The 14428-nt window shown below is 41.0% G+C and carries 9 protein-coding genes; 7 read left to right on the top strand and 2 right to left on the bottom strand.

Features of this window, described 5'->3' with window-relative positions; all coding sequences use genetic code 11:
- Positions 1-53: 53 nt before the first annotated feature.
- Both AAAY30_RS07550 and ppdK read right to left on the bottom strand, forming a co-directional pair.
- Positions 54-1406, bottom strand: a complete 1353-nt coding sequence (locus tag AAAY30_RS07550; protein ID WP_337781420.1) for an ATP-binding protein — start codon at positions 1404-1406, stop codon at positions 54-56.
- A 237-nt stretch (positions 1407-1643) separates the two neighbouring features.
- The gene (gene ppdK, locus AAAY30_RS07545) at positions 1644-4271 is read right to left on the bottom strand and encodes a pyruvate, phosphate dikinase (RefSeq protein WP_337781419.1); all 2628 of its coding nucleotides are present in this window, start codon (positions 4269-4271) and stop codon (positions 1644-1646) included.
- A gap of 316 nt (positions 4272-4587) precedes the next feature.
- Here ppdK and AAAY30_RS07540 point away from each other — a divergent pair, with 316 nt between their 5' ends.
- The 7 genes from AAAY30_RS07540 (at position 4588) to AAAY30_RS07510 (ending at position 14313) form a co-directional block, all read left to right on the top strand.
- The gene (locus AAAY30_RS07540; protein WP_186936042.1) at positions 4588-5340 is read left to right on the top strand and encodes a sugar phosphate nucleotidyltransferase; all 753 of its coding nucleotides are present in this window, start codon (positions 4588-4590) and stop codon (positions 5338-5340) included.
- A 45-nt stretch (positions 5341-5385) separates the two neighbouring features.
- Positions 5386-6345, top strand: coding sequence for a ribose-phosphate diphosphokinase (locus tag AAAY30_RS07535; RefSeq protein ID WP_252558812.1), 960 nt, complete (start codon positions 5386-5388; stop codon positions 6343-6345).
- A 335-nt stretch (positions 6346-6680) separates the two neighbouring features.
- On the top strand, positions 6681-7970 hold the full coding sequence (locus AAAY30_RS07530) for a YrzE family protein (protein ID WP_499215838.1): 1290 nt from the start codon (positions 6681-6683) through the stop codon (positions 7968-7970).
- 21 nt (positions 7971-7991) lie between these two features.
- A complete protein-coding gene (pth, locus tag AAAY30_RS07525) occupies positions 7992-8588 on the top strand; it encodes an aminoacyl-tRNA hydrolase (protein WP_022235592.1) in 597 nt (198 codons plus the stop codon).
- Positions 8589-8678: 90 nt separating this feature from the next.
- A complete protein-coding gene (gene mfd / locus AAAY30_RS07520; RefSeq protein ID WP_499215839.1) occupies positions 8679-12125 on the top strand; it encodes a transcription-repair coupling factor in 3447 nt (1148 codons plus the stop codon).
- Between the two features lie 140 nt (positions 12126-12265).
- Positions 12266-13465 (top strand): hypothetical protein, encoded by a 1200-nt coding sequence (locus AAAY30_RS07515; RefSeq protein WP_337781416.1) that lies wholly within the window; start codon positions 12266-12268, stop codon positions 13463-13465.
- A 101-nt stretch (positions 13466-13566) separates the two neighbouring features.
- Positions 13567-14313, top strand: a complete 747-nt coding sequence (locus AAAY30_RS07510) for a hypothetical protein (RefSeq protein WP_295025337.1) — start codon at positions 13567-13569, stop codon at positions 14311-14313.
- Positions 14314-14428 lie beyond the last annotated feature (115 nt).

Raw genomic sequence — 14428 nt, 5'->3', positions numbered from 1 at the left:
TAATTATTTTGCTAAACTATAAATTATTTAGATTACCTTATAATTCAGCTGTGTTAAAATTCTATATTGTTGTCCAAAGTTGAATTAGCGTTAAAAAACATTATATAATAAATCGGAATATAAGTTATTTTGCCTTTTGTTTGAACTTTTCTTTCATTTGATACTACAAAGGCTTTTTTTATGTGGTAGTCTTCATTTTGTACAAATGTATTAAGAGCACTGTGAACTGTGTAATCTTTGCCAGATTTAACCTCAATAGGTACTGCCGAAAGGCTGTTATAGTCATCTATCAAATAATCAACTTCGCCCTTACTGCGGTTGTCATAGTAAAATAATTTATATCCGTGCGCAGTCAATTCGCTTGCCACTACAGTTTCATATACCGAGCCAAGATTTATACTGCTTTTATTATCCAAAATTGCTCTGATATTATTACCGTACAAAATACTTGTCAAAATACCCACATCATTAAGATATAGTTTCAGCAGATTTTTTCCTGTGGATTCAATTAATGGAAAAACAGGATTGGAAATTGCCTGTACATTAAGTGCTATGCCGGCGCTTATAAGATATTCAAATTCATCGCTGTAATCTGTAAAAGTTTTGCCTTTTTTATTTTCAATGTTTTTTGCTATTACTCGTTTCTTTTTATTTTCCATATTAGAAGGAATAAGATCATAAATTCTGCGTATTTTAAGCTTTTTTTCTTCATCATATTTTGATGCGTCTGCTGCATAATAATCGTGTGTTTCGTTTTGAATATTTCGCACGGACTGAATATTTTTTTCATTAAGATATGAGTTGACTGCATCCGGAAGACCGCCTATAAGCAGATATTTTTGAAAATAATCCATCATTTTATTGTGCATATTTTCATCAAGTGATTGTAATTCTTTGAATTTATTTTGCACTGCGGAGATTACAAATTCATTCATTCCGTTAGCATACAAAAATTCTTCAAAATCGAGCGGATACATTCGTACTTTACGAATACTTCCTATAGGAATTGATGTAGTTTGCGACAATGTTACACCCAAAAGCGAGCCGCTTGCTATATATGTGAACTTATTATCTTGAGATAAAAACTTAAGCAGTGTAAGTAAATGCGGATATGCCTGAATTTCATCTATAAATATTAATGTGTCGGATTTAGCTTTCATTTTATTGCCTGCAATCATACTTACTTGCAAATAAAAATCTTCAATAGTTTTTGTATTGGCAAAAAGACGGTCGCCTATGGAATCTTCAACCATATTTATTTCAATAAAATTTTCAAATAATCTTTGACCTACATAACGAATAATATATGTTTTTCCGACCTGCCTTGCGCCGTCAATCAAAAGAATTTTCTGAGTGTCAGATTTTAAATGTTCTTCAATCAATTTTTCGATTTTTCTGTAGAGCATATCATTTCCTCCGTTCTGACTTTTCAAGTAAATTTTATCACAAATAATCTGACTTTTCAATAATATGATGTCGAATAAATTATGACTTTTCAAAGTTTGTGTGTGTGGGCAAAGCCAACAAGACTTTAAAAAGCTTTGATCTGATTTTTTAATTATTTAAGCAATGCAAAAGGGCTGTCCCAAAACGGGACAGCCCAAAATATTACGCTATATAATATCAGTACAAAAATGACTGAATTACATCTCAGCAATAGCTGCCTGAGCAGCAGCAAGTCTTGCGATCGGTACACGGAATGGTGAACATGATACATAGTCAAGACCAATCTTATGACAGAACTCAACTGATGATGGGTCACCGCCGTGCTCACCGCAGATACCTACGTGGAGCTTGTTGTTTACAGGCTTACCGAGCTTAATAGCTGTTTCCATAAGCTTGCCAACACCTGTCTGGTCGAGCTTAGCGAATGGATCGTTCTCGAAGATCTTAGCATCGTAGTAAGCGTTGAGGAACTTACCTGCGTCATCTCTTGAGAAGCCGAATGTCATCTGTGTAAGGTCGTTTGTACCGAAGCAGAAGAAGTCAGCCTCTGTAGCGATCTCGTCAGCTGTAAGAGCAGCTCTTGGAATCTCGATCATTGTACCAACTTCGTACTCAAGCTCGATGCCTGCAGCTGCGATTTCAGCGTCAGCTGTTTCAACAACCATCTTCTTAACATACTTAAGTTCCTTAACCTCGCATACGAGCGGAATCATAATTTCAGGCTTAACTGTCCAATCCGGATGAGCCTTCTTAACATTGATAGCTGCACGGATAACAGCCTTTGTCTGCATCTTAGCAATTTCAGGATATGTTACTGCAAGACGGCAGCCACGGTGACCCATCATTGGGTTGAACTCGTGGAGTGAAGCAATGATAGCCTTGATTGCGTCAACGCTCTTGCCCTGAGCAGCAGCAAGCTTCTCAATGTCAGCTTCCTCTGTAGGAACGAACTCGTGGAGTGGCGGATCAAGGAATCTGATTGTAACCGGGTTACCCTCAAGAGCCTCATAAAGAGCCTCGAAGTCGCCCTGCTGGTAAGGAAGAATCTTCTCAAGAGCAGCTTCTCTCTCTTCTACTGTATCAGAGCAGATCATCTCTCTGAATGCAGCGATTCTGTCCTCTTCAAAGAACATATGCTCTGTACGGCAAAGACCGATACCCTCGGCACCGAGCTCACGAGCCTTTTTAGCATCAGCAGGTGTATCAGCGTTTGTTCTAACCTTAAGCTTTCTGTACTTGTCAGCCCAGCTCATAATTCTGCCGAACTCGCCTGCGATAGTAGCGTCAACAGTTGGAATAACACCGTCATAGATGTTACCTGTTGAACCGTCGATTGAAATGTAGTCACCCTCGTGGAACTCTTTGCCTGCGAGTGTGAACTTCTTGTTAGCTTCGTCCATGTTGATGTCGCCGCAACCTGATACACAGCAAGTACCCATACCACGAGCAACAACAGCAGCGTGTGATGTCATACCGCCACGAACTGTGAGGATACCCTGTGAAGCCTTCATACCTGTGATGTCCTCAGGTGAAGTCTCAAGACGAACGAGAACAACCTTCTCGCCCTTTGCGTTCCAAGCCTCAGCATCTTCAGCTGTGAATACAACCTTACCGCAAGCAGCACCCGGTGAAGCACCAAGACCCTTGCCGATTGGTGTAGCAGCCTTAAGAGCAGCAGCATCAAACTGTGGGTGGAGAAGTGTGTCGAGGTTACGAGGGTCGATCATAGCAACTGCCTCTGCCTCTGTTCTCATGCCCTCGTCAACGAGGTCACAAGCAATCTTAAGAGCAGCCTGAGCTGTTCTCTTACCGTTTCTTGTCTGGAGCATATAGAGCTTCTTGTTCTCAACAGTGAACTCCATATCCTGCATATCTCTGTAGTGATCCTCAAGAGTTTTGCAAACAGTCTGGAACTGAGCAAATGCCTCCGGGAATGTTTCAGCCATCTGAGCGATTGGCATTGGTGTACGAACACCTGCAACTACGTCTTCGCCCTGTGCGTTTGTAAGGAACTCACCCATGAGCTTCTTTTCACCTGTAGCAGGATCTCTTGTAAATGCAACACCTGTACCGCAATCGTCACCCATGTTACCGAATGCCATTGACTGTACGTTTACTGCAGTACCCCATGAATAAGGAATATCGTTATCACGACGATATACGTTAGCTCTTGGGTTATCCCATGAACGGAATACAGCCTTGATAGCGCCCATAAGCTGCTCCTTAGGATCGTCAGGGAAGTCAACGCCGATTTTAGCCTTGTACTCTGCCTTGAACTGTGAAGCGAGCTCCTTAAGATCGTCAGCGTCAAGCTCAACGTCCTGTGTAACGCCCTTCTTAGCCTTCATTTCGTCGATAAGCTCTTCAAAGTACTTCTTACCAACTTCCATAACTACATCAGAATACATCTGAATAAATCTTCTGTAGCAGTCCCAAGCCCAACGAGGGTTGTTAGACTTCTTTGCAATAACTTCAACAACTTCTTCGTTAAGACCGAGGTTGAGGATTGTATCCATCATACCTGGCATTGATGCTCTGGCACCTGAACGAACCGAAACGAGGAGCGGATTCTCTAAGTCACCGAACTTCTTGCCTGTGATCTCTTCCATCTTGCCGATGTACTCGTTGATCTGACCCTGAATTTCTTCGTTAATCTCTCTGCCGTCCTCATAGTACTGAGTACAAGCCTCTGTTGTAATTGTAAAGCCCTGTGGTACAGGAAGTCCTAAACTTGTCATTTCTGCAAGGTTAGCACCCTTACCGCCGAGAAGCTCACGCATGTTAGCATTACCTTCTGAGAAAAGGTATACCCATTTGTTTGCCATTTTGGTAATCCTCCTAAAATAATAAATTATACGGCTGTGGCGAAAATTGTGTCAAAATTCGCCCGCTTGTATAAGCCTACACATAATTATAACAAAGTTTGTTCAAAATAGCTATAGATTTTTTAAAATTTTTTCCTATAAAATTCAATTTTATACTTCATCAATATTGTATAAATCGTTTAAATTTACCCCTAATGTTGTTTTTTTGTAAAATACTCTTGAAATTTGTATTTTTTATGCGATAATATTAATATGTCTTGTTGTGTGTACATATTAAAGTAAACACACAAATTACAGAATACCAAGGAGATTACATATGAGTAATTGTGCGATTATTCTTGCGGGCGGCGAAGGCAAGCGTATGAAAAGCGACAAGCCGAAAACACTTTCGCTCGTACTTGGCAAGCCTATGCTTGAGTGGGTTATTTCTTCACTTAAAAAGGCAGGCGTTAATGACATCTGCATTGTAAAGGGCTTTAAAAAAGAATGTATAGACGAATTTGTGTCAACACTTGATTTTAAGGTTGAAACGGTTTATCAGGCAGAGCGACTCGGTACAGGCCACGCAGTAATGATGGCTAAAGACTTTCTTGAAAGTCACAAAGGCGACAGCGTGGTGATTTTAAACGGCGACGCACCTTTTATGGACAGCAAAACCATTGAAAAGTCACTTGAACAGCACATAAACACTCAATCAAGTGCAACTGTAATTTCCGCAATGGTTGACGACCCTACAGGCTACGGCAGAATTGTCCGTGACGAAAACGGCGATGTAAAGTCAATCGTAGAACAGAAAGACGGCAGTGAAGAAATCCTTAAGATTAAGGAAGTAAATTCGGGCGGTTTCTGGTTTGACGCAGAAAAGCTTTTGTCTGTGCTCGGCAGAATTTCATCCGATAATAATGCAAAGGAATATTATTTGCCCGACGCATTAAAACTTTTGCTTTCGGACGGCTGTAAGGTAGGCGCTTATACCGCAGAGTGCAGCGACACAGTGCTCGGCGCAAATGATCCCGCACAGCTTGAGGAGCTTAACAATATTGCAAAAGACAGGGGATATACCTGTTAAGATAATAGTAGAATACAAACTATAGAGTAAAAAGGAGCGATTACAATGAATTTTCACGGAAAAGACATTAAAATCTTTACCGGAAGCTCAAATGTAAATGTAGCCAAAGGAATTGCAGGCAGCCTTGGAGTTCCGCTTGGTAAGAGCGAATGTACTCAGTTTTCTGACGGTGAAATAGCGGTTTCTCTTCAGGAATCTGTAAGAGGCAGCGATTGCTTTATCGTTCAGTCAACTTGCACTCCGGTAAATGACAATTTAATGGAAATGCTTATTATGATTGATGCTATGAAGCGTGCTTCCGCTGCAAGAATTACAGCAGTTATGCCTTACTTCGGCTACGCAAGACAGGACAGAAAAGCTAAGGCAAGAGATCCGATTTCGGCAAAACTTTGTGCTGACATCATCACATCAGCAGGTGCCGATCGTGTACTTACAATGGATCTTCACGCAAACCAGATTCAGGGCTTCTTTAATATCCCTGTTGACCACCTCTATGGTTCTCCTATCCTTGCTAACTATATGAGAGAGAAAATCGGCGGAAACTTTGATGAATACATCGTTGTTTCTCCTGACCTCGGTTCGGTTACCCGTTCAAGAAACTTTGCGTCTAAGATTGGCACAGGTCTTGCTATTATTGATAAGAGAAGACCAAAGGCTAATGTTTGCGAAGTTATGAACATCATCGGTGACGCAAGAGGCAAAAAGGTTATCCTTGTTGACGATATGATTGACACAGCAGGCACACTTTGCAACGCAGCAAACGCTATAGTTGAAAAGGGCGGTGCTACTGAAGTTTATGCTTGTGCTACACACGCAGTTCTTTCAGGTCCTGCTATCGAGAGAATTAAGAACAGCGCAATCAAAGAGGTTGTTCTTCTTGATACAATCCCTGTTCCGCAGGAGAAGATGATTGACAAGTTCACAGTTCTTCCTGTTGCTCCTACATTTGCAGAGGCTATCGCAAGAATTTACAATGACAAGCCGTTTACACCTGCATTTGGTTAATGAACCGAAAATTAAATAGCGATTATACAGGCGGGTTTCAAATAACCCGCCATTTCGCCTTTTGAAAGATTTTAATATTTGAAAATAGATTTATTTTTGTTTTGCTATAAATATGGGAGTAATATTAATGGATTACGGCTTGCAAACTTTCGGTCGGGAAACAGGTTTTGAAAAATATCAATATATATCCTCGATTACAAAAAAGTTTGTTCGACCTTAAAAAAGCTTGACCTAAATTTTAAAATCATTTAATCTTAACCGTGTGCTAAATCATAATTTAACCTAAAAACAACAGACATAGCAGTTATACGAACTGCTTGAGGTATAATAAAGAAATGGATCTTTTTAATTTAACATTTGATAAAGGCAATGAAAACAATGTAATTATAGATAAATTTGTAGATGAATATTCACAATGGACAGTAGCGGGAAATGTGCCCGAAATCGCCTCGCTTGATGTAAACTATGCTCTTGAACTTCAAAAGCACAGACTTGACGAGCATAACGCAAAGATAGAAACCGTTTTCAGCACCAAAGACAGCACTTTTAAAGACGGAGCGGTAAAATGTATTACAGTTCCCGACAAAGGCGACTATCAGACCGTTATCGGCTGTAAGGATTACAAAACCACAGAAACGGTCTATGTTAATAATAAAAAGAAAAGAAAATCAAAAATAAGACAGAATTTATATGTTGCCGTTACAAGACTTCTTAATCAGAATGCGGACGGTGCTCTTGCCTGCCCTAACTGCGGTGCGGTCAGCGGTATCAGAGAACTTCTGACAGGCTGTAAAAGCTGCGGAACAAGATTTATTATTAACGATTTGTTCCCTAAAGTTACCAACTTTTATGCAATCAAAGAAGTTGCAGGCGGAAAAAAAGTAGTAAAAAATTCAGCTATAGCCGTTGTTTTGATTACTATGTTTGCGTTTGCCGGCAGTTTGTTTTTTATAAATTACAAAAACGGCAATCTTTTGCCCGAAAACAGTGATTTCATAATGAATATTATAATCTGCACTTTATACGGACTTATAGGCGGTGCGTTTTGCGGATATCTTTTGTGGGGCTTAGGTATGTTTATGTACCTTATATTCGGCGCAATAAAAAGTATGTTTTTGCTTGGCCCTCATATAAAGGCAAAGACAAAACTGCCAAAACTTATGCGACAGATTGACCCGAATTTTTCTTATGAATTTTTTATCGGCAAGGTTATAAATCTTATTAAACTGATGATATTCAGTGACGATTACACTAATCTTGCGGCATATGACGGCAAGGCTATGCAAAATAAATTTAAAGACATAATAGATGTAAAATACGACTCAACCGTTAAATTTAACGGATTTAAAATAAACGGATCTTATTGTTATGTCGATATTACGGCATATACCACGGTTTTGAAAATTGATTGCGGAGATGTAAAAAAAGCAAAAGAAAAATTCAGAATTGTTGTTTGCAAAAACATTAATGCAATAGCCGATGCAGGTTTTTCTATTAAAAAGGTAAGCTGTAAAAGCTGCGGCGGCAGTTTTGACGCTACAAGAGAGCATAATTGCCCTTATTGCGGTAATCCTTACCACCTCGGCAATGACGATTGGGTTGTAATTGAATTTAATAAAGAATAATTTATATAAAGGAAGGTATTTATGTTTGGTAATAAAAAGAGCTTTGGCGGCGGTGTCGAGCTTTTGGTAGTAGGACTCGGAAACCCCGATAAGAAGTACGAAAACACCCGTCATAACGCAGGCTGGCTTGCAATTGACGCAATAGCCGAGAGTCTTGACTGCAAGGTAGACAGAGTAAAATTTAAAAGCTATGTCGGCGAATGTAATATAGCAGGCAGAAAGGCAATGCTTATGAAACCTACCACATATATGAACAACAGCGGTCAGGCAGTGGTAGAGGCGATGAATTTCTACAAAATTTCACCTGAAAATGTGATAGTATTATTTGACGATATATCCCTCGATGTCGGTAAAATGCGTATTCGCTCAAAGGGCAGTGACGGCGGACAGAGAGGAATGAAGAGCATTATATATTTAAGCGGCAGTGATAAGTTCCCACGAGTTAAAATAGGAATCGGCGCAAAGCCTACACCCGAGTGGGATTTAGCGGATTGGGTGCTTTCAAGATTTTCCGACGATGAACAGAAGAAGCTTGCGCAGGTATTTGAAAATGCCGCAAAAGCCGTTGAACTTATGGCAGACGGAAAAATCGACAGAGCAATGAATTTGTTTAATTAACATTTTTATAAAACAATGTTGAAAAAATCGGTAATTATCCCAATTTTTTGATAAATAAAAAGTGAACAAAAAATTAAAGCAAGATGAATTATGAAATTTTTAGTTGATGTTTTTAAAAACAGTGAGGTTTTTAACTCACTCGAAAAAGCTGTTGTGCGTGGCGGCAGTGTTTGCGCTACGGGACTTTCCGCCGTTCACAAGGCACATATTATCTATTCGCTGTGTTGCCGCAAGAGCACCACAGCCTTTTGTGTTGCCTCCGACGAGCGAGAGGCGCAGACAATCTGCAATGACCTTGCAAGTATGGGTATGCGTGCTTATTTTTACCCCGAGCGTGATTTTAATTTCAGAGATATTCAGAGCGCCTCAAGAGAGTACGAACACGCAAGACTTAAGGTACTGCTCAAACTTATTGACGGCGAATGTGATGTAGTTGTCAGCTGTATTGATGCAGCGTCGCAGTTCACAGTGCCAAAGGAATTTTTGAGGGATTGTGTTCTGACTTTAAAAGAAGGCCTTGAAATCAGTATAGAAAAAGCCGTACGAACACTTACCCTGCTCGGATACGAGCGTTTTGATGCGGTAGAGGGCAGCGGTCAGTTTTCTGTAAGAGGCGGTATTCTTGATTTCTTTATGCCTGATGCCGAAAATCCTGTTCGTGCGGAATTTTGGGGTGATGAAATCACCGACCTTTCTTTCTTTGATATTGATACACAGCGAAGAGGGGAAAAGGCAGGCGAAATCCGTCTTTCGCCGTCTGCGGAGGTAATTATTGAGGACAGAACGGCGCTTGCCGACAAAATAGAAAATCTTGCAAAAGGCGTGCGAGGCAAAAAAGCTCCGCAGGTTAAGGAAACACTGCTTTCGGAGGCGGACAGCATTAGGTCGGGTGCAATGCTTTCAAATACCGACAAGTTTATTCCGCTTTTATATGATAAAGCCGAAACCTTATTTGATTATCTCGACAGAGATACTTTGATTTTCACTTCGGAGTTTAACAATATTTCAGAGCGTGGCAGAGCAATGGACTTCAGAAATGAAGAAACCGTAAAATCCGCCTTTGAGGACGGCATTCTTTGCAGAGGTCTTGACAAGTATTCACTCACTTTTGCGGAATGTGTTGATATTTTTACTTCTCACGGCATTGTTATGCTTGAGGGCTTTGTGCACGGTTCAACAACAATTCCGCTTAGAAAAATAGTATCGTTTTCTGCAAAACAGCTTTCTGTATGGAACGGTTCATACAAACAGCTTGAGGAGGACTTAAACGGTATGCTCACTGCAGGAAGCTGCGGTGTTGTGCTTGCGGGAACGGACAAGGCGGCAAAAAACCTTTGTGATTCGCTTAGAAATGACGGTATTCCCGCACAGTATGCCGATAAGTTGTCGGAAATAAAGAAAAACGCATTATTTGTATTGCCCGGTACTTTGAGCGCAGGCTTTGAATATCCGCTCGAAAAATTCTTTATTATCACACAGGGGCATATTTCGTATGTGCCGAAAAAGAAAGCAAGAAAGAAAATATCAAAGGACAGCCGGGAGGTTTACAGCCTTTCGGAGCTTTCGCAGGGCGATTATGTGGTACACAGCGTTCACGGTATAGGTATTTTCGGCGGTATCCGTAAAATTGATACCCACGGAATTGTAAAAGACTACATCAAGATTGAGTATGCAAAGGGCGATGTTCTTTATGTGCCCGTAACTCAACTTGATATGGTTGCAAAATATATCGGCCCGTCCGAAAACAGTCGTGTAAGGCTTAATAAGCTCGGCTCGCAGGATTGGCAGAAAGCAAAGTCAAGAGTAAAAGCATCTGTAAAGGACATTGCAAAGGAGCTTATTGCGCTTTATTCGGCAAGAATGAAAGCAAAGGGTTATGCCTTTTCGCACGATAATGAGTGGCAGCACGATTTTGAGGCTAAGTTTGAGTACGAAGAAACCCCCGACCAGCTCAGATGCTGCGAGGAGATTAAATCCGATATGCAGAAAACCTCGCCGATGGACAGACTTTTGTGCGGCGATGTTGGTTTTGGCAAAACAGAGGTTGCGCTCAGAGCGGCTTTTAAATGCGTAGCGGATTCCAAGCAGTGTGCTTTGCTTTGCCCGACAACCATTCTTGCGTGGCAGCATTATCAAACCGTTTGCAAGCGCTTTGAGGGCTATCCGATAAGAATTGAATTGCTGTCACGATTCAGAACGGCAAAACAGCAGAAAGAAACCATTGAAAAGCTCAAACGAGGCGAGGTGGATTTGGTGGTCGGCACGCACAGACTTGTGCAAAAAGATGTGGAGTTCCGTGACCTCGGACTTGCAATCATTGACGAGGAACAGCGCTTTGGCGTGGCACAAAAGGAACGCTTTAAGGAGCTTTGCAAAAATGTTGATGTTCTTACTCTTTCGGCTACACCTATTCCAAGAACTCTCAATATGGCAATGAGCGGTTTAAGAGATATGAGTGTAATCGAGGAAGCGCCACGAAACCGTCAACCTGTACAGACTTATGTTCTTGAACATGACGATGCGGTAATTAACGAGGCTATCCGCAAGGAACTGAGAAGAGGCGGACAGGTTTTCTACCTGCATAACGATGTTGCGACTATTGAATCCTGTGCCTCAAGAATTCTTGAGGCTGTGCCCGAGGCAAAAATAGCCATAGGTCACGGCAAAATGAAAGAGCACGAACTTAGCGAAGTATGGCGAATGATGATTGAACAGGAAGTAAATGTATTAGTATGCACCACTATAATAGAAACGGGTGTTGACCTGCCGAACGCAAATACGCTAATTATAGAAAATGCGGACAGAATGGGACTTTCACAGCTGCATCAGCTAAGAGGACGAGTAGGCAGAAGCAACCGCAGAGCCTATGCTTATCTTACATTCCGCAAAAACAAAGTGCTTACAGAAATTCAGCAAAAGCGCCTTGCCGCTATCAGAGAATTTACCGAATTTGGCAGCGGATTTAAAATCGCAATGCGAGATCTTGAATTAAGAGGCGCAGGAAACATTATGGGTGCTCAACAGCACGGACATATGGAATCTGTCGGATACGATATGTATCTTAAGCTGTTGGGCGAGGCAGTAAGCGAAGAAAAGGGCGAAGCCGCACAGTCTGCCGACCTTGATTGTCTTATTGATATTTCGGTAAATGCGCACATTCCGGAGAGCTATGTAGAAAGCCTTACTCTCCGACTTGATGTATATCGCAGAATCGCCGATATACGCAACAAAGAGGACAGCCTTGATGTTAAGGACGAACTCAAAGACCGTTTCGGCGAAATTCCCGAATCCGTGCTCGGACTTATTGATATTGCGCTTATAAGAAACTGTGCAAACGCAATGGGTATTTACGAAATCAGGCAGACGGATACCAATGTTTTACTGTTTGTCAAAGAGATAAAATCGCCGAAGGTTATAGAACTTCTTTCAAGGCTCAACGGCAGAGCAATGCTGTCTGCGGGCAACAAACCGTACATTACAATAAGATGCGGCGGCGGTTCTTCGCTTGATATGCTCAAAAAAGTATTCAAAATCTGATAGTTGTCTGAAAATTTTGCCGAAAAAGCAATAAATTTTAGAAAATATATAGACAATGCAAATTTTTTTGTGTATAATCATAAAGTACGCACCCTGTCATTTTACGGGTGAAATAGAATTTTTTAAGGACGGTAAATATTATGAAACCATATGCAAAGATCGGTTCATTGTTGCTTGCACTGATTATTGCTGTTGCAGCGGTTGGCTGCACTCCAATCAGCCTTAATGCAGAATGGGCTTACAGGACAGATAAAGTAGAATTGCCAATCGGCGTTTACAGCTACTCGCTTAAAACAGCTTACTCACAAGCTCAAAATTATGCGTCGAAACTTGCTTCATATGATGAGGCATCCGATTCATGGCTTGACCTTGAGATTACAGACGATGACGGCGACAAGGCGATTGCAAGAGATTGGATCAAAAACGAGGCAGAAACAATGTGTCTTAATTACATTGTGACTGACAACCTCGTTGAGGAGCTCGGCATTGATATGAGCGGCGCTACCGCAGATTCGGCTAAAAAAACAGCCGAGGAATATTGGACAGTAGGCCCTTACGCTTCATACGGCTACTATATGCCTTATAAAGACCAGTACGAGCCTTACGGTGTTTCTTTTGAAAGCTTTGAATATTGCACAACACTTTATAACACAAAATACACAGCAGTATTTGAAAAGCTTTACGGTGAGGGCGGTTCAAAAGAGGTAAAGGATGACGAATTTATTTCATACTTTACAGAAAACTATACAGACTATAAGTATATAAAAGCAAATCTTTATGAGTCAACAACCGACGAGTCAAACAACAGCAAAGATGCAGCGCTTTCCGACGAAGACGCAAAGAAGATTACAGACGAGTTTGACGGTTACGCAAATGAACTTAATAACGGTACTTCTTTTGACGATATTGTAAATAAGTACAAGACAGCTAACTCACTTACAGACGATCCGTCAACATCAGCTGTAGAAAACCTTAAAAGCAGTTCACTCGGCGATGAGCTTAAGACAGCTCTCGGCGAAATGAAAGCGAACGAGGCTAAGACAGTTAAGGTAGGTTCAGGCAATACAGCAGTTTATTACCTTATCTATAAGGGTGACATCAACTCAGACATTGACAGCTATGTTTACGATTCAACACAGCGCAACAAATTGCTTGCAGATATGAAAAAAGACGAGTTTGCAAAGTATGTTGATGACCTTGCACAAAAGACCGATTGTGAAAAGAATCAGTCTGTACTTGACCAGTATAAGCCTGAACTTTACTTTGTAAAGCCTGAAAGCTCATCTTCAAGCTCAAGCTCTTCAAGCACAAGCTCTTCAAGTTCATCTTCTTCAAAGTAAAAGTTTAAAACCCAAAATGCCACACAGCCTTTGTGTGGCATTTAGTGCAGATATTTTCAACCGATTAATAACCTTTTAAATATATGAAAGGAGTCAACAGTATGAAAAGAAAAATAATTGCTTTAATTTCCGTACTTGCACTCAGTTTTTCTGTATTTGCTTTTTCGGTAAGTGCGGTTGAAGGCGAAGAAAGCGGCGGAGAAATTATTGAAACCGAGCCTGCTCCCGAGCCGGAACCGACATATGAGCCGGAACCCGAACCGGAGCCGACATACGAGCCGGAACCCGAACCGACATATGCTCCCGAGCCCGAACCGACATATGCTCCCGAGCCGGAACCGGAGCCTACAGAACCTTATTATGAAGAGCCTACTTACAGTTATGATGATAAGCCATACTACAGCGACGGCGACGATGTATATGTAGGCGGCGGTCAGTCAACATATACTGTACCCGAAACCACTGCGCCTCCTGCACAGATGTATTCTGTAAGCAAAGATACTATTGACGATAAAACGCTTTCACAGAGCGATTGGAACGATATTTCCGCAAATCTCAAAAACGCATCTCTTACCGACAGCGACGGCGATGATTTCAACTTTATCAAGAAAAACACAAGTAAATCCGATAACGGACATTGGATGCTTTATGCAGGTATTGTGTGCTTGATTTTAAGTGTTGCAGGTATTGTTTACTTTATTATTGCTACAGTAAAGAGCCGTGGCAGATACAATTTTGCTCCAGCAACAGGTAAAGCAGGCAAAACCAAAAAGAGAAAATTTGACACCGCAGATGTAGAACTTCCAAAGCATGATGTATCAAAAGGCGGTACAAAATTTAAGCATTAATTAAAATTTTATCCCGATAAAGTGCGACTTTATCGGGATTTTTGCTTTAATTTGGGTAAAATAACAGTTGAAAGATAGACTTAAAAATTTAGGTCAAGCCTTTTAAAAGGCTTGA

This window comes from Ruminococcoides bili, assembly GCF_040093295.1.
Classification (GTDB): domain Bacteria; phylum Bacillota; class Clostridia; order Oscillospirales; family Acutalibacteraceae; genus Ruminococcoides; species Ruminococcoides intestinale_A.
The sequence above is the reverse complement of the archived record's forward strand: the minus strand, read 5'-3'. Positions and strand labels throughout refer to the sequence as shown.